General features: G+C 63.6%; 14 protein-coding genes. 10 read left to right on the forward strand and 4 right to left on the reverse strand.

Annotation, left to right across the window (positions count from 1 at the left end; genetic code table 11):
• Positions 1-74 precede the first annotated feature (74 nt).
• From NKI37_RS18170 to NKI37_RS18200, 7 genes are all read left to right on the forward strand, one after another.
• A complete protein-coding gene (locus NKI37_RS18170) occupies positions 75-3905 on the forward strand; it encodes a caspase family protein (RefSeq protein WP_352789330.1) in 3831 nt (1276 codons plus the stop codon).
• 182 nt (positions 3906-4087) lie between these two features.
• Positions 4088-5482 carry a multicopper oxidase family protein gene (locus NKI37_RS18175; RefSeq protein WP_352789333.1) on the forward strand — a complete coding sequence of 465 codons (1395 nt, stop codon included), beginning with the start codon at positions 4088-4090 and terminating at the stop codon, positions 5480-5482.
• A gap of 152 nt (positions 5483-5634) precedes the next feature.
• Positions 5635-6948, forward strand: a complete 1314-nt coding sequence (locus NKI37_RS18180) for an NAD(P)H-dependent oxidoreductase (RefSeq protein ID WP_352789335.1) — start codon at positions 5635-5637, stop codon at positions 6946-6948.
• 80 nt (positions 6949-7028) lie between these two features.
• On the forward strand, positions 7029-7271 hold the full coding sequence (locus NKI37_RS18185) for a type II toxin-antitoxin system VapB family antitoxin (protein ID WP_023681903.1): 243 nt from the start codon (positions 7029-7031) through the stop codon (positions 7269-7271).
• A complete protein-coding gene (locus tag NKI37_RS18190) occupies positions 7271-7450 on the forward strand; it encodes a PIN domain-containing protein (RefSeq protein WP_352789338.1) in 180 nt (59 codons plus the stop codon). Before NKI37_RS18185 ends, NKI37_RS18190 begins: the two co-directional genes overlap by 1 nt.
• Before the next feature lie 29 nt (positions 7451-7479).
• The gene (locus NKI37_RS18195) at positions 7480-7662 is read left to right on the forward strand and encodes a type II toxin-antitoxin system VapC family toxin (protein ID WP_280806608.1); all 183 of its coding nucleotides are present in this window, start codon (positions 7480-7482) and stop codon (positions 7660-7662) included.
• A gap of 273 nt (positions 7663-7935) precedes the next feature.
• Positions 7936-8835: an MBL fold metallo-hydrolase gene (locus tag NKI37_RS18200; protein ID WP_023681902.1), complete on the forward strand. Its 900-nt coding sequence runs from the start codon at positions 7936-7938 to the stop codon at positions 8833-8835.
• 22 nt (positions 8836-8857) lie between these two features.
• Here the strand turns inward: NKI37_RS18200 and proC are convergent, their stop codons facing one another.
• From proC to NKI37_RS18215, 3 genes are all read right to left on the reverse strand, one after another.
• Positions 8858-9673, reverse strand: a complete 816-nt coding sequence (proC, locus tag NKI37_RS18205; RefSeq protein ID WP_352789341.1) for a pyrroline-5-carboxylate reductase — start codon at positions 9671-9673, stop codon at positions 8858-8860.
• Between the two features lie 87 nt (positions 9674-9760).
• Positions 9761-11080, reverse strand: a complete 1320-nt coding sequence (locus NKI37_RS18210) for an O-antigen ligase family protein (RefSeq protein WP_352789344.1) — start codon at positions 11078-11080, stop codon at positions 9761-9763.
• The gene (locus tag NKI37_RS18215; protein WP_352446451.1) at positions 11049-12047 is read right to left on the reverse strand and encodes a glycosyltransferase family 2 protein; all 999 of its coding nucleotides are present in this window, start codon (positions 12045-12047) and stop codon (positions 11049-11051) included. Before NKI37_RS18215 ends, NKI37_RS18210 begins: the two co-directional genes overlap by 32 nt.
• 172 nt (positions 12048-12219) lie before the next feature.
• Between NKI37_RS18215 and NKI37_RS18220 the strand changes: the two genes are divergently transcribed.
• The 3 genes from NKI37_RS18220 to NKI37_RS18230 are packed head-to-tail and all read left to right on the forward strand — an operon-like array spanning position 12220 to position 15103.
• The gene (locus NKI37_RS18220; protein ID WP_023669297.1) at positions 12220-13392 is read left to right on the forward strand and encodes a glycosyltransferase; all 1173 of its coding nucleotides are present in this window, start codon (positions 12220-12222) and stop codon (positions 13390-13392) included.
• Positions 13389-14183, forward strand: a complete 795-nt coding sequence (locus tag NKI37_RS18225; protein WP_023669298.1) for a WecB/TagA/CpsF family glycosyltransferase — start codon at positions 13389-13391, stop codon at positions 14181-14183. Before NKI37_RS18220 ends, NKI37_RS18225 begins: the two co-directional genes overlap by 4 nt.
• Positions 14180-15103 carry a DUF6492 family protein gene (locus NKI37_RS18230; RefSeq protein WP_023704513.1) on the forward strand — a complete coding sequence of 308 codons (924 nt, stop codon included), beginning with the start codon at positions 14180-14182 and terminating at the stop codon, positions 15101-15103. Before NKI37_RS18225 ends, NKI37_RS18230 begins: the two co-directional genes overlap by 4 nt.
• Here the strand turns inward: NKI37_RS18230 and NKI37_RS18235 are convergent.
• On the reverse strand, positions 15100-16395 hold the full coding sequence (locus NKI37_RS18235) for a lipopolysaccharide biosynthesis protein (RefSeq protein WP_352789346.1): 1296 nt from the start codon (positions 16393-16395) through the stop codon (positions 15100-15102). The genes NKI37_RS18230 and NKI37_RS18235 overlap by 4 nt on opposite strands.
• Between the last annotated feature and the right edge of the window lie 44 nt (positions 16396-16439).

Here is a 16439-nt window from a genome sequence, read left to right on the forward strand (position 1 = left end):
TCGCCTGCGGAAGATAGCGTTGGGTTTTGGGGTAGAGAATGCTCTTTGGGCGAACGGCAGGTGCGACAGGGCGCATGTGCGCGGCAATCGCTGCGGCACTGGCGCTGTGCCTATGCGCGTTTGGCCCCGCTTTGGCTGAAGAGCCGAAGGCGCTGAAAGGCGTCGCGCTCATCATCGGTCAGTCCGACTACCAGCATGTCGGCAAATTGCCCAATCCGGAAAACGACGCCCGCGCCCTCGAGGAGATGTTCGACAGGCTCGGCTTCGAGACCAATGTCGCCACCAACCGCGACGCGCGCAAATTGCGGCGCGATCTCGAAGGCTTCGTCGACGATGCCGAGGGCGCCGATGTCGCCATCATCTACTATTCCGGCCACGGCATCGAAGCCGGCGGCGAGAACTATCTGGTCCCTGTCGATGCCGATATCTCGGCGCTCGACAATGCCGGCGAAAAGCTGGTGCCGCTGTCGTCCATCGTCGCCGAACTGAAGGCCAAGGTGCCGGTCACCATCGTTCTGCTGGACGCCTGCCGCAACGATCCGTTCCCGCCGGGCACGCTCTTGAAGCTGGCGCCGGGCGACGAAGGCAAGCCGATCGGCGCCGGCGGTCTCGGCGAAACGCGCGGCGTGGTTTCCCTGAAGGGCGGCGCCGACGCCAAGGGCCCGGTCGACGGCAGCCTCGGCCAGGTCATCGCCTTTGCCGCCGAGCCCGGCAAGGTTGCGCTGGACGGTCCGGCCGATGGCAACAGCCCCTATGCGGCAGCGATCCTGCGCCACATCGACACGATGGGCGGCGAGGAATTCGGCACCGTTTTGCGCATGATCGGCGAGGAGGTCTATCTCAAGACCAATGGCCAGCAGCGGCCCTGGGTCAATGAGAGCCTGCGCCGGCTGCTCTATTTCGGTACCCCCGCCGAGGCGCCGAAAGGCGACGAGGGGGAAATCCTAAGGGAGCGGCGCCAGCTCCTGCTGACCATCTCGACGCTACCCGATCCGGAGCGCCGCCAGATCGAAACCATATCGCGTGACGGCAAGGTGCCGATGGATGGGCTTTACGCCATGCTGAAGGCGCTCGGGATCGACATACCCAAGGATCCGGCTGAGCTCGACAAGCTGCTGCGTGGCCAGACCGAACGGCTGAAACACGTGTTGGCCGAACGCGAGACTTTGAAAAACCCGGACCCCGAAATTGCCAGGCTATCGAAACTCGCCGAACAGGCGGTTCAGGAAGGCGCGCTCGAAGCGGCGCAGAAATTCAACGAGCAGGCCAAGGCCCGCATCGGCGAACTTTCGTCTACGGTCGACCAGGCCGAGGCCGAGCTGAAGGCAAAGCGGCTGGAATTCGCAAAGGTCTTCGCCAGCAGTGCCAGGACTTATGAAATCTCCTTCAACTTCAAGGAGGCTGCGCAGGATTACGCCAAGGCCTTCGAGCAAGCTGCCAAATGGAGCGACGAAGACGCGTTCTACTACAAGGCGGCAGAGGCCAACGCTCTGTCGGAACAAGGGGACTTCTCCGGCGACAATGCGTATCTCGCCCAGGCCCTGACAGCCTATGAACAGGCATTGACCTATGTCACCCGCGAAAAGTTGCCGCTGCTTTGGGCGGCCACCCAGAACAATATGGGCGCCACGCTTGCTACGTTGGGCGAACGGGAAGCCGGCCGCGAAAACCTCGACAAGGCAGCTGCCGCCTATGAGCAGGCGCTGACCGTCTATACGCATGACGCCTACCCCGACGACTGGGCATCGACCTATGGCAATCTGGGCACGGTCTACTGGCGGCTCGGCCAGCGCGAGAACGGGACGGCGCTTCTGGAGCGGGCTGTCGCGGCCTTCCGCTCGGCGCTCGAGGTGCAGTCGTTGAAGAAACTACCGCTGGAATGGGCGGCGACGCAGAACAATCTCGGCATCGTGCTGTCCGAAATCGGCGACCGCCAGACCACATCGGACAGTTTCCGCGCGGCGATCGAGGCGCATCGTGCGGCATTGACGGAATACAACAGAGAGCGCGTACCGCTCGACTGGGCATTGAGCCAGATCAATCTGGGTGTCGTTCTGGCGAGCCTCGGCGCGCGCGAAAAGGATGTACCGACGCTTGAGCAATCGGTCGCGGCCTTCCAGGCGGCGGCTGAGGAGATGACCAGGGAACGCGCGCCGGCGCAATGGGCGACCATCCAGAACAATTTGAGCACCGCATTCGAGTCGATCGGCGAGATCAACGGCGATATCGCCGCGTTGCAGCGCGCGCGGGAGGCGGCGGAGGCAGCGCTTTCGGTTCGGACGCGCGAGCGCGCGCCGGCCGACTGGGCGAACGGCCAGCTGACGCTGGGCAACGCCTTGCAGCGCCTCGGCGCCAAGCAGAAGAACAAGGAACTGCTGCTGCAGGCAGCCACCGCGTACCAGGCTGCTCTGTCCGAATATCCGCGCGAGAAACTGCCGCTCGACTGGGCTTCGCTGCAGCAGAATCTGGGATCGGTCGACGACACGCTCGGCGATCTCGATACGGGAACCGATTACTACATGCAGGCGGTGACCGCGTATCGTCAGGCATGGGAGGTCTATACCGCCGCGCCGCGCGAGTTCGCTTCGATCGGCTACAGCCTTGCAGGCACGCTGTCGAACTGGGGCGAACGCGCGGGGGACATCTCGATCCTGCGGCAGGCGATCGATGTCTACGGTCAGGTGCTCAGGGTTCGCACCCGCGACAAGGACCCAGCCAATTGGGCCAAGACGGAATTCCGCCTCGGCTGCGCATTGATGATGTCAGGCAAGCTGGCCTCTGACGATCTACTGCTGCAGCAATCGGTCGACGCGCTGCGGGCGGCGCTCGACGGGCAGACGAAAGGCGGTGATGTCACGGAGATCGGCCAGACGCGCCGCGTGCTCGGCCAGACCCTGTCGATCCTGGGCGACAATACATCCAACCTGGACTTGCTGGCGCAAGCAGCGGACACGCTCAAGGCCGCACTTCCCGCCTATTCCAGGGATACCGACCCTGAAGAATGGGCCAACATCAACTATGACCTTGGCTTTGCCCTCTACAGCGAAGGCCGGATTGGCGGCGATGCCGCGTTCTATATGCAAGCCGTGGAGAGCTTCGAGACCGCTGCGCGCATCTACGACGGCTTCCCCGATCGCATGCAATGGGCGCGCACCAAGGGCGATCTCGGCAACGCCCTGCTGTCGGCAGCGAACGGCAGGGACATCGAGTTGCTCAGCCGCTCGATTGCCGCTTATGACGCGGCGCTCAGCGTGGTGACCCGCGACAACGCGTTGTCGGTCTGGGAGAACAACCAGAACAATCTCGCCGGCGGTCTGTCGAGCCTCGGTTACTGGACGAATGATGTTGCAACGTTGAAACGAGCCGCTCAGATCTACCGCGACCTCGCCACGGTGCGCACGATCGCCCGCGGTTCCGATCTTTGGATCACCACCCAGACCAGTCTCGCGCAGACGCTGAGCATGATCGCGGCCCGCGAGCCTTCGGCCGAGCTGTACGAGGAGGCGATTGTCGTCAACCGGGCGCTTGCCGAGCAGATCGGCCGCGAGCGCGATCCCGAACGTTGGGCCAATGCGCGCAACGAGATGGGCTATGCCTTGACCATGGCCGGCCGCGCCGAAAACAATGTCGGGCATTTCGAGGAGGCGGTGCTGGTCCTGCGCGAGGCGATCGTCGTGCAAAAGAAGATCAATTCGGTGCCGGCCGTCGCCTTCACGCAGGACAGCCTGTGCGACGTGCTGGTCGATCTGGGCGCCGCCCACAAGGACAAGGCGATGGCACAGGAAGCGATCGCCGCATGCCAGGACGCGCTCGTTGTCTTCCGCGAGCGTAAGATGGACGATCTCGCCGCCGGTTCCGAAAAGAACCTCGCCGAGGCACAGGCGTTGCTGGCCGAGTTGCATTAATCCGAGCCCGCGCTCCCGGATGCGGGCGAATGGTGGGCACTTCAGCGTTCACGCTGTTGCGCAAGCAGATGTCACCGGCTCGCCATGGCATGACAGAGATGCGATGTGGCGGTATCGGCTTGTGCGCCGGTCGCCACCCGTCATTCAGGACGACAGGTAATCATATTCCGTTGGAGCGCCAGATGACCCTATTCACCCGCCGCGGGCTTCTGAAAACGGCTGCGGTTGCCGGCGGTGGCGGCGTCGGGCTGGCAGCAATGACCAGGCTCAGCGGTTGGGCAGCTGTCACACCTGAGCCGGTGGTGCTCAAGACGGCAAAGATCCAGGCCAGGTTCATGGATGCGAGCGAGACCCGGGATGTCCTGACGTATGGTGAATCAGGCATGCCGCCTGTACTGCGGATGAAAAAAGGCGAGCCTTTCGCCGCCCGCCTCGTCAACGGCATCGACGATCCGACGACGGTCCACTGGCACGGCATTCGCGTTCCAAACAAGATGGACGGCGTCCCCTTCCTGGTTCAGCCCTACGTCTATACCGGCGATCATTTCGACTACGCCTTCACCCCGCCCGACGCCGGCACCTTCTGGTATCACCCGCATTGCAACACGCTGGAGCAGATGGGCCATGGCCTCACCGGCGTGATCGTGGTCGAGAACCCCAACGATCCAAAATTCGACGCCGAAGCCGTCGTCAACCTGCGCGACTGGCGCCTCGGCGACGACGCGCAGTTCATCCAGCAATTCCGGCCGCGCGATGCCGCAAAAACCGGAACCTATGGCACGGTGCGCACCGCCAACTGGCTCGACCAGCCGCAATTCGACGCGCCGGCCGGCGGGTTGGTGCGGCTGCGGGTCGCCATCACCGATGTCACCCGCATCTACGCCTTTCGCGTCGAGGGTGGGAAGGCCGCGGTCATCGCGCTGGACGGCAATCCGGTGCCGCAGCGTTTTGCGCCCGATGCTTTGCTGCTCGGACCGGGGCAGCGCATGGAGCTCGCCATCCGCATGCCTGACCAGGAGGGCGCGATCGTCAGCCTGGGCGACATCAGAGGCACCAAACCCAAGGTCCTCGCCACCTTGCGCGCCACCGGCAGCTCGCTCAAGCGCGATTTGCGCGACCTCGCACCGCTGGAAGCCAACCCGGTGCCGGAGGTGGATCTCGCCAGCGCGAAACACATCGCGCTCTCGCTCAGCGCCACCGCGGAAAACGTGCCGAGCGACAGCATATGTGGCACGCTCGGCTACTCCTTCTGGGCCATCAACAAGGTGCCGTGGCCCGGCGACACGCCGGACCCGACCGCGCCTTTGGCCGAGCTGAAGCTCGGCAAAAGCTATGTCATCGACCTGGAAAACTTGACGCCGCAATCGCATCCCATGCATCTGCACGGCATGAGCTTCAAGGTGCTGTCGTCTTCGACGCGCCAGGTTCAGCCGGTCATCTCCGACACCTATCTCATGCAGCCCAACGAGAAGGTTCAGCTCGGTTTCGTCGCCGACAATCCCGGCGATTGGCTGCTGCACTGCCACATCATCGAACATCAGAAAACCGGCATGACGAGCTATATCAGGGTGGTTTGACGTCGAGGCGGGTCAATCAGCCTCTACTGGGGTTGGCCTCACCTGCCGGGCCTGTTGCCGGAGAAATTGCCGCCGTCCGCTGGTTTCGTTGGCAAAGCGGGGCCGTTCCCTGCTATTCCCGCCTGCAATCAAGAAGCCGTGGACACGCTTGCATGACCAATGTCGCCCTGACCGGACTGGCCCGCGATCTCGCCAGGCGCGCCGCCGAGGGACGCCCGGTGCGCATCGGCGTCATCGGCTCCGGCGAAATGGGCACCGACCTGGTCACGCAAGGCATGCTGATGCCCGGCATCTCGGTCGCGGCCATCTCGACGCGGCGTCCGCACACGGCGCGTGACGCCATCCGCATCGCCTATGGCGACGAGGCGATGGCGGTCGAGGCCGACATGGGTTCGAAAGTCACCGCGGCGATCGAGGCCGGGAAAATCGCCATCACCTCGAACGAGATGCTGGTCACCAATCCGCTGATCGACGTCGTGATCGACGCCACCGGCAAGCCTGGTGTCGCCGCCGATTTCGACTTGAAGGCGATGGAGCACGGCAAGCACCTGGTGATGATGAATGTCGAGGCCGACGTCACGATCGGCTGCTACCTCAAGCAGCAGGCAGACCGGCTCGGCGTCGTCTATTCGGTCGGCGCCGGCGACGAGCCGTCGAGCTGCATGGAGTTGATCGAGTTTGCCTCCGCGCTCGGCTACACCATCGTCTCGGCTGGCAAGGGCAAGAACAACCCGCTCAACCACGATGCCGTTCCGGATGACTATCGCGAGGAAGCCCTTCGCCGCAACATGAACCCGCGCATGCTGGTCGAGTTCGTAGACGGCTCGAAAACCATGGTCGAGATGTGCGCCATCGCCAACGCCACCGGGCTGGTGCCCGATGTGCCGGGCATGCACGGGCCCAAGGCCGACCGCGACCAGCTGGCCAAGGTGCTGATACCGCGCGCCGATGGCGGCATCCTGTCGAAGAAGGGTGTTGTCGACTACACGATCGGCAAGGGTGTGGCGCCGGGCGTGTTCGTCATCGTCGAGGCGACGCATCCGCGCATCGTCGAGCGCATGGACGATCTGCATATCGGCCACGGCCCCTATTACAGCTTCTTCCGGCCCTACCATCTGACCTCGCTGGAAGTGCCGCTGACGGCAGCGCGTATCATGCTCTACGGCCGCCCCGACATGGTGCCGCTGCCGAAGCCGGTGGCCGAGGTCTGCGCGGTCGCCAAGCGCGATCTCGCCATGGGCGAGACCTTCGATGCCATCGGTGAGACCTGCTACCGCTCCTGGACAATGACCGTCGAAGAGGCCCGCGCCGTCAGCGCCGTCGCGGTCGGCCTGCTCGAAGGCGGCAAGGTGCTGAAGCCGGTCAGGAAGGGCGAGCTCATCACCACCGACAACGCCACACCCGACCGCACGACCAGGCTGTTCGCTTTGCGCAAGCTGCAGGATGAGATGCTGTACGGGAGCTGAGATTGGACGACAGGCCAGTCGGGCTGGCCTTGTCATGACAACTCGCTATGTTGTAGTGGCACCGAACGGAGGCTTCTAGGATGAATCTCCAGATCAGAGACCCGCGCGCCCGTGACCTCGCCCGGCAGCTTGCCGAAAAGCGAAAGATTCCAATGACCGAGGCGGTGATCGAGGCGCTCGAATCCGAGCTTCAGCGCGAACGTGAACGAGTTCCGCTGGCTGAGCGGCTGGCCGCCATATCGAACGATCTGAAGGCCAAGGCGGGAAGCGGCGGCAGGGATTTGACTAAGGATGAGATCGACGAGATGTGGGGACATTCCTGATGTTCATCGACACCTCGGTGGTGATCGCTGTCCTCGCCGCAGAGGAAGACGCCGCCGATTGGAGCCGCCGGATCGGGCAGGCCTCGATACGGATAACATCTCCGCTGGTCGTGCTCGAAGCGGCGATGCGGCTTTCGTCGAAGTTGGTGGTGGAGCCGCTCTCGCCGAAAGGGCAATAGGAGACTTCCTGCGCGAAGCCGCGATCGAGGTGGTTCCGATCGAAAGAGGTGATGCCAAGCTCGCGATCCAGGCTTTTTCGAACTATGGCAAAGGTCGCGGCCACCCGGCTCAGCTCAACCTCGCTGACTGCCTGTCATATGCCTCGGCAAAAAGCCGTGGGATGCCCTCGCTCTACAAAGGGAAAGGCTTTTCCCACACCGATCTGGCCTGATCCTACTCCCCCAGTTCCACGATTCGGTCAGCAGCTTCGTCAGCCGCTCCCGCCCAGCAGGCCAAATGCTGCCGCGGTCGCGCCATGGGGCTGTTGACCTGCTCGCGCAACACGCCTGATCATTGCGCTCGTGCTGACGACGCAGACCATCGGCTGCCATTGTATGATCCATTCATATAGTCTGTCTTTTTGATCCGGGTTTTTCAAACGATGCCGAGATGCCAATCTCCGAACGATCAGTTGAACCCCATTGAGGTTGAAATCTTGCAAACCATTTGGACAAGACGCGAAACAATGAAAACCCTTCTGGCAACGGGCATGGTTGCCATGCTTCAGCCTCTGGCTTTTGCAGCCAAGGCCGCCGCCAAGCTGGAATGGACCTATTTTCAGGCTGACGAGAGGGGTTTCCGCCGCACGCCGGTGCTGCTGACCGGTGAGAAGGAAGCCATCCTCCTCGATGGCGGATTTACGCTGTCGGATGGCCGTGCGGTCGCGGATGCGATCAAGGCGACGGGCAAGACTCTGACCACGATCTACGTCAGCTGCAGCGACCCTGACTATTATTTCGGCCTGCGTCCCGTCGCGGATGCTTTCCCCGACGCCAAGATCATCGCAGCCGCTGCGACGGTGGCTGCCATCAAAGCCAATGTGCAAGCCAAGCTGGATGTCTGGGGCCCGCAGCTCAAGGACAATGGACCGAAGGTCCTGGCGGATGTCGTCATTCCCGAGGCATCCGATATCACCTCACTTGAAATCGAAGGAAACAAGATCGAGATCGTCACCGTCGCCGATCTGAAAGACCGGCGGTATCTCTGGGTGCCCAGCCTTGAAGCGGTGTTCGGCGGCGTGCTGATCTCGTCCGGCGTACATGTCTGGGTTGCCGACGAGCCAACCGTAGACGACCGCAAGAAATGGATTGCCGCGCTCAACGAAATCGCGTCCCGCAAACCCAACATCGTGGTGCCGTCCCATCAGGTAGCCGGTGCACCGGACGGTCTGGCGGCCGTGGAATTCACCCGCGCCTACCTCGAAGCTTTCAATAAGGAAGCCGAAAAAGCGAAATCCAGCGTCGAGCTGATTGCAGCGATGAAGCGGCGCTATCCCGATCTTCTTGACGTCTCGTCCCTGGAACTGGGCGCAAAGGTCGCCAAGGGTGAGATGAAGTGGGGCTGATACGGCCCCGCGAGCGTCTCGGCTACTTCCCCAATTCCACCGACCGCAGCCGCGCGGCTTCCACCGCCTCGGTCAGCAGCTTCGTCAGCCGGTCTTCGCCCATCAGCACGGCAAGGGCGGCTGCCGTGGTTCCGTTGGGGCTGGTCACCTGCTGGCGCAGGACGCCGGGCTCCTCGCCGCTTTCGGCAGCGAGTGCAGCAGCGCCATAGACGGTCTGCATGGCCAGCAGCCTGGCGGTCTCGGTCGGCAGCCCGGCCTTCTCGGCTGCAACCGTAAGCGCCTCGATGAAATGGAAGATGTAGGCCGGACCGGACCCCGAAACCGCCGTCACCGCGTCCATCAGGCCTTCGTCGTCGATCGTCGTCACCACACCGCTCGCCGACAGCAGCTCGGCAACGAAACGCCTGATGTCGTCGGTCACCAGCGGGTTGGAATAGACCACCATCATGCCCTTGCCGATCGCGGCCGGCGTGTTGGGCATGCAGCGGATAACAGGCGCGAGATGGCCGAGTATGTGCTCGAAGGTGGCGACCGGCGTGCCCGCGGCGATGCTGACGAAGGTGGTCCTGCCGTCGCCGAAGCGCTTATAGGCGGCGGTGACGTCGCGGATCACCTGCGGCTTGACGGCGATGACGACGAGGTCGGGCTCTGCGTCGGCGGGGATCCCGTTCGCGTCCGCGCCGACACTGCAACCGAGGTGCTCGGCGCGCTTGCGCAATTCGGCATTGGGCTCGACCACGAACACGGCTTGCGGGGCAAGCTTGCCGGATTTCAGCCAGCCCGCAAGCATGGCGTAACCCATATTGCCGCAACCGGCGAGAACAAGCCTGATCGTCATTGAGAGCCCTCCGAGACAAGGGTTCTCCTTAGACGCTAGCGGGCAGACGGGAAAGCCCCTCAAGGGGTCCTGGATCAGGCCAGCCGGTCAAGGTCGCCGGCGCACCGCGATCGGCCGCAGCGACACTTGCCGCATGCCAAGCGCGCCGAGCACGAAGAACAGCCAGACCGGGTCGCCGCGGTGGAAGAAGAAGCTTTCGAGGAAAGCGTTCAGCGCCGTGAACAGCACCACCATCATGAAGAAGTCACCGAGATAGATGTTCTCCTTGCGCGGCGGGATGCGCATGTAGTCGCGCAGCGGCGCGATCAGGAAAGTGTAGACGGCAACGCACAGCGCCGGGATGCCCATCAGCACCGCAATGTCGAGATAGCCGTCATGGCCATGCACGATGGTCCGGATGTCCCAGGCCCGGTCGAAGGGCTGGTCCTGGCTCAGCAGCAGCGGCGTGCCCCAGAAGCTTTCATAGCCGTAGCCGGTCCAGGGCTTCTTCGCCAGCATCTCGCCGGAGAACTCCCACAGCGTCGTGCGCCCGGTATAGGTGAGGTCGGGGAAATAGATGGCCGCCAGTTCCTTCACCGGCGGGATGAAGACGATGCCTAAGGTGCCGATGGCCGTCGCAATGATCGCCAGTGCAAACAGGACCGGCGTGCCGAACCGCATGCCGATCAGGCCCGGCAGCACGACGATCAGGATCGAGAACGGCACCAGGCCGGCCGTCGTCTTGGATCCGGTGTGCAGCATGAAGATCATCGCCGCGCCGAAGATCGCCACGCCCCAGAATTTCTGGCCGCGCCGGAAGAGATAGAGGCCGGCGAAGCTGAAGCAGGCCATGATTGGTCCGGCAATGTTCTTGTGGGCGAACACACCACGCCACAGGCCGGCATGTTCGGGCTCCTGCGAATCGGCCGTATGCAGGGCCTCATGCGGAAAGACGATGAGGCCGATATAGGACAGGCCGATAACGACGATCGCGCAGAATATGATGACTTTCGAAAAACTGTCGGCATCGCGCGGCAGCACCAGGACCGTCGCTATCGTCAGAACGCCAAGCAGCGTGAAGAAGGCCGCGCGCATGGCCGAGGACGGGTCGGTCGCGTTGATGACTGAAAGCATGAAAAAGCCGAGCATCAGAATCCAGGACGGGCTGAGCAGCGAGCGCACCACCTTGGGGTCGGCGAACGTCAGCAGTGAGAAGATCGAAATGGCGCCGAGCGAACTGAAGCCGAGCTGGTTGACGATGTCGCCGCCGTCGCCGGTCAGTTCCGCGCCTGCCGGCTGAAACGGCCGGAACGACACGATGACGACGGCAAACAACAGCGCGGCAATCGCCGTCGCCACACTGTTGCGGGTGACGATGCCGCCCAGCAGCAGCTCGTCAGTTCTTCTCAGGCTGCCTGTATTGCTCATTGGCGTATCCGAATTCGGCAAGCACGCGGCCGAGCGAGACATAGACGGGGTAAAGCGCCGTCGACAGCGATCCTGTCCGCGCCAATTTGATTGCGCCGCGCACGGGCGAGGCTATCAGCAGCGCCAGGCTTTTTGCAAACACCTTGGCGCCGGCGAATGGCATGCCGGCGCGCTTCTTCTTTTCGACCAGCGTCGAGATTACACCGTTGCGTAAGGATCGGGCGCGGATCCAGTCAGCCTCGACGCGCCGGGCTGGAACGCCTTCGCGCACCTTTGCCTCGGCGCACCAGCCAAGCACGAAACCTTTCTGCGCCGAGCGGCTGAGGAAGTCGGAATCGCCGCCGCCCATGAAGTTGAACCGCAGGTCGAGGAAGGGTGGCCCCATGATGGTGAGCACATTGCGCCCGACCAGAAGGTTGCCAGAGGAATAGAGTGCGGCCACGCGCCCGGTCTGGCGATAGGGCGGCGCAAACACCGGGTGCTCGGCCCATTTGGCGTGAGCAGGATCGGTAAACACCGGCACCTGCGGGCCACCGACAATGTCGGCGCCAAGCGTCTCCGCCGTCCTGCACATGCGCTCCAGCCAGTCCGCGTCGGCGATCTCGTCATCGTCGATGACCAGCAGGTGGCGGAAATCCGGAAAATGCAGGATCGCCGTCTGCCAGCCAGCATTGTAGGCACTGCAATTGCCCCGCTCATGCGCGATGATGACCATGCCCTTCATATCGTCGCGTTCGAACAGCGGCACGGCCGCCTGGGCGCCCTCACGCGCCTCGGCCTCGTTTTCGATGACGATGACGGCGAAGCGCCGGCTGGTTTGCTGTGCCTTGAGCGACGCCAGCGTTTCGAGCAGCAGTTGAGGCCGCTTGAAGGTCGGCAGCGTGACGACGGCTTCCATCGTCTCTGCGGCGAGCCCCGGAGAGCGTCCCGCAATCGATACCGAACCGTCCGATGGCAAAGGGATCATCCGCTCCAGCCGCATGTTTTGAATCTGGCTTTCGATAACACCGCGACGATAACGTTTCGTTAATCACCTTTCGCAGCGGCGCCTGCCGGTCCGCGCCTTTCAGCCGTTGCGTTGCGTGATTTAATCAAGGGTTCACCCAGCTTTGCTAGTGGCTGACGCCTGGATAGGTGAGATGCATCTGCTGTTCGCCACATCGATCGTGCCCGACGGCGCTCTCGCTTCGGGCTATGAGATCGCCAATGCTGCGATCATCGCCGCCTTGCGGCGCGCCGGCGTGCGCGTCACCGTCATCGGCTTCATCTGGCCGGGCAAGGCGCCCAGCGACCCCGAAAACACCATCGTGCTCGGCGCCGTCGACGTGCGCACGGAAAGCGCCTCGGCGCGGCAGAAGCTCGCCTGGCTTGGCAAGGCGGTGCTGTCAGGGCTCACCTTCGCTTCCGTGAAGCTGCGCGCGGTTTCCGACAGCGAAGTCCGTGCCGCGATCGAGCGCGCCGGTCCCTTCGACGGCTATGTCCTGAATTCGGTGCAGTTCGCCGGCGCCTTTGAAAAACTGTTCGCCGACCGTCCCTCGATTTTCGTCGCCCACAATGTCGAACATGGTTCGGCCAAAGAGAATGCGGCAGCAGCAAACAGTCGCTTCCAGCGCCTGCTGTTTGCCCGCGAGGCCAGGCTGCTCAAGACCATGGAGGAGCGGCTCTGCCGCCGGGCTCGCTTCGTCTTCACGCTGGCCGAGGAAGACCGCGCCGCACTCGGCGTTGCCAGCGACGACCGCTCGGCGGTGCTGCCGCTGGTGACCACAGCCACGGCGCCAAAGCCGGTCAAGCCGCGCCGCATCGATTGCGACGCGGCGCTGATCGGCACTTGGACCTGGCAGCCGAACCGCATCGGCCTCGACTGGTTCCTGGAAAAAGTCGTGCCGCATCTTCGCCGGAGCTTTCGCATCAGGGTCGCCGGCAACATGCCGTCGGATATCACCTCTGCCCATCCCGGTGTCGAATTTGTCGGCCGCGTGTCCGACGCCCAGAATTTCGTGCGCGGCGCCGCCGTCATTCCACTGATCAGCACCGCGGGCAGCGGCGTTCAGCTCAAGACCATCGAAACCTTCGAGCTCGGCCTGCCGTCGGTCGCCACCAGCCGTTCGCTGCGCGGCATCGATCATCGCCCGGCAAATTGCTTCGTCACCGACGATCCGGCCGCCTTCGCCGGCGCGCTGGAGGCAGCGGCGGCCGATGTCAAGGATGTCGATGGCAGCGCCTTTCACCGCCGGCAGATCAAGGCACTGGATGCCGCCATCAGGCTCGGCCTGGAAAAGCTCGGGTCGGTGGGGGAGGAGGTGTTTGCATGAACATGCACACCGCCCGCGCCGCCTTCGGGCTCGATACGCTGAAGACGATCCTTGGCATTTCGGTCCTTGCCATCGGCTGGGATGACGCGATCGCGCTGCTCGCTCGTCTGATTGCCGAGCGGCGCTTCACCAAGGTCAGTTTTCTCAACGCTCACAACGCCAACATCGCCTCTACCGATCCGGTCTTTGCCGAGGCGCTCGACGATTTCCTCATCCTGCCTGACGGCGTTGGCGTCGATCTGGCGGCAAAGCTGCTCTACGGCGCGCCGTTCCCGGACAATCTCAACGGCACTGATCTCATTCCGGCCTTTCTGCAGGCATCGGCGAGGCCGCTGACCGTCGGGTTGCTTGGCGCCACCCGCGCCAACGCCGAGGCGGCGTCGGTCAGGCTAGCCGCTCTGGCGGTGCAGCACGAATTCGTCGTCATCCATGACGGCTATTTCTCCCCCGCCGAAGAGCAGGCGATCGTCGATCGCATCGAGGCATTGCGGCCCGACGTGCTGCTTGTGGCCATGGGCGTGCCGCGCCAGGAATTGTGGATCGCCCGTCATATCGATGCCCGCCACTGCACGCTGCCGATCGCCGTCGGCGCGCTGCTCGATTTTCTCTCCGGCACGGTGCCGCGGGCGCCTCTGTGGATGCGCCAGCTGAGGCTCGAATGGTTGTTCCGTCTGTGCATCGAGCCCGGCCGGCTGTGGCGCCGCTACGTCGTCGGCAATCCGGTGTTCCTGCTGCGTGTCGTCAGGCAGAAATTCTCGCGTCGGCCCGAGCCCGCCGGAGAGTTGCGGTGAACAGCCGCGTCGTGCCGAGCCCTGCAGCCGAGACCGGTGCCCTGCCGCAAACGCCGACGGCGGCGGTGGTGACCGCCAGCTATGCGCCGGATTTCGAACGCTGCCGCCTGTTGTGCGAGACCCTCGACCGCCATGTCTCCGGCGTGGCGCATCATTACATTCTGGTCGAGCACCGCGACGTGGCGCTGTTTCGCCAGTTGGAAAACGACCGCCGCAGCGTTGTCGACGAGCGCGACCTGCTGCCGCGCTGGCTGCGTGTGTTCGACGATCCGATGAGCCTCTTTCGCCGTCGCATCTGGCTCAGTTTCAAGACCCAGCCGCTGCGCGGCTGGCATGTGCAGCAGCTGCGCCGCATCGCCATCGCTGCGCATGCTGGAGAAGACGTGCTGGTCTTCTGCGATTCCGACGTCGCCTTCCTCAAGCCATTCGATCTGAGCGCCTTCTGGCGCGACGGCAAGGTGCGGCTGTTCCGGCGCGACGGCGTGCTGTCGAGCGACGGTCACGACGAGCATCGCATCTGGTCGCGCAATGCGGCCTCGGCGATTGGTATCGATGCATCCGAGGTTTCGAACCACGACTATATTTCGACGCTGATCGCCTGGCGCCGTCAGACCGTGACGGCGATGTGCGCCGAGATCGAGAAGGTGCACGCGCGCGGCTGGGTCGAGGTCATCGCTTCAGTGCGCCGGTTCTCCGAATGCATGATCTATGGCCGCTATGTCGACGATGTGCTGGGGGGCGCCGGCCATTTCCACGGCTCGGAGGAATTCTGCCGCGTGCATTGGACCGGGGAGGCGCTGTCGGATGACGAATTCCGCAGCTTCGTCGCCGCTATGGCACCGGGGCAGGTGGCGATCGGCATGCAATCCTTCATCGGCACCGATATCGGCCGCATCCGCCGCCTGATCGGATTGGCTTAGATTGCCTTGGCGGGCTTGCGCAGCGCCGAATAGGTCAGCAGCGCCGAGGCGAGATAGAGCAGCAGGAAGACGACATTGAGCGATACGACAAGCGTGGGCGTGTCGGCAATCGTGGTCAGCACATAGGTCAACAGCACCGCCTTCAGCCCCGCCAGCAGGCCGAGGTTGAGCGCCCTGAGCGCGGTCTGGCCGCGCGCGAACAGCAGCTCGGCCTGGTATTCGACCAGGTTGCGCAGTCCCGGCACGCCGATTGCCAATGCCACCAAGGGCGCCGCCTCGGCGACATTCCGGCCAAGTGCATTGGGGACGAAATGCAGCACGATGCCGAGTGCGGCCAGCGTCAATGTCGATACCAGGAACACGCCGGCTTCGATACCGCTCTTGACCCGCAGTCGCGACAACAGCTCCGGCGACCGCATCATCTTCTGCACCAGCATCATCGAGAAGGTGCGGATTGGTATTGCCGTCAGGTCGACCAGCCGCATGATGATGGCATAGATGCCGGCCAGATGCGGCCCGCCGATCGCCAGGACGAGCAGCTTGTCGAATTCCGACTGCAGGTAGAACAGCACTTCGGCGCCGGCAACATAGATCGAATCGGCAAGCCGCCTGAGATAGAGCTCGGTGCGCAGCCTCAGCCGCTGGCGTGGATAATAGAAGCCGAAGGCCAGCAGCAGCGAGGCGGCGTTGGCGCCGATGTAGAACAATGACCAGATCCAGACGCTGTGCTGCCCCGACAGCATGAACAGCACGGCGCCCAGCGCACGGAACGCCGTGGTCACGATCGACAGTACCGCGGCGCGGCCGAATTTGCCGAGCCCGTTGTTGACGATCAGCACCACCTCGACCGGCCGCCACAAAAGCGCTTCGGCAAAGACGATTGCGGCAAAGACGGCCAGAGGCACGGTGCTGGCGAAGAAGATCAGGTAGACGCCCCACGAGGCGGCCGCCAGCAGTGGTAAGGACACGGCGCCAAGCAAAAGGAAGCCGGCGGTGAAGGTGCCGATCAGATTGGGGCGGATGGTGGCTGTGCGGTAAAGCGCCGAGATGAAGCCGAAAGCGAGGATGCGCGACAGCATGACGCCGGCCGCCGAGGCGGTGGCGAACATGCCGAACTCGGCAATCGACAGCGTGTTGGCAAGTGCGATGAAATAGGCAAGCGAGAACACCAGCCGCCCGCCGGCGCCGCTGATGGCTGAAAGATAGTCGCGAACCAGCCCCCGTCTTTCGGCAAGGAAGGTGCCGATGCGGGCGAATGTCCGCCTTTGCGGTATGTCGCTGGCCTGCGTCATATCGAGGAAAGCCGTAAGCCGGAAAGCTTAACGTGCGGTTCTGA

The sequence above is a fragment of the Mesorhizobium sp. M0626 genome, assembly GCF_040320665.1.
Classification (GTDB): Bacteria; Pseudomonadota; Alphaproteobacteria; order Rhizobiales; family Rhizobiaceae; genus Mesorhizobium.

Excerpts from the sequence above, each read along its gene's own strand:
- NKI37_RS18170 (WP_352789330.1), top strand. The coding sequence starts at position 75 with ATGTGCGCGGCAATCGCTGCGGCACTGGCGCTGTGCCTATGCGCGTTT.
- NKI37_RS18175 (WP_352789333.1), top strand. The coding sequence starts at position 4,088 with ATGACCCTATTCACCCGCCGCGGGCTTCTGAAAACGGCTGCGGTTGCC.
- NKI37_RS18180 (WP_352789335.1), top strand. The coding sequence starts at position 5,635 with ATGACCAATGTCGCCCTGACCGGACTGGCCCGCGATCTCGCCAGGCGC.
- NKI37_RS18185 (WP_023681903.1), top strand. The coding sequence starts at position 7,029 with ATGAATCTCCAGATCAGAGACCCGCGCGCCCGTGACCTCGCCCGGCAG.
- NKI37_RS18190 (WP_352789338.1), top strand. The coding sequence starts at position 7,271 with ATGTTCATCGACACCTCGGTGGTGATCGCTGTCCTCGCCGCAGAGGAA.
- proC (WP_352789341.1), bottom strand. The coding sequence starts at position 9,673 with ATGACGATCAGGCTTGTTCTCGCCGGTTGCGGCAATATGGGTTACGCC.
- NKI37_RS18210 (WP_352789344.1), bottom strand. The coding sequence starts at position 11,080 with ATGAGCAATACAGGCAGCCTGAGAAGAACTGACGAGCTGCTGCTGGGC.
- NKI37_RS18215 (WP_352446451.1), bottom strand. The coding sequence starts at position 12,047 with ATGATCCCTTTGCCATCGGACGGTTCGGTATCGATTGCGGGACGCTCT.
- NKI37_RS18220 (WP_023669297.1), top strand. The coding sequence starts at position 12,220 with ATGCATCTGCTGTTCGCCACATCGATCGTGCCCGACGGCGCTCTCGCT.
- NKI37_RS18225 (WP_023669298.1), top strand. The coding sequence starts at position 13,389 with ATGAACATGCACACCGCCCGCGCCGCCTTCGGGCTCGATACGCTGAAG.
- NKI37_RS18235 (WP_352789346.1), bottom strand. The coding sequence starts at position 16,395 with ATGACGCAGGCCAGCGACATACCGCAAAGGCGGACATTCGCCCGCATC.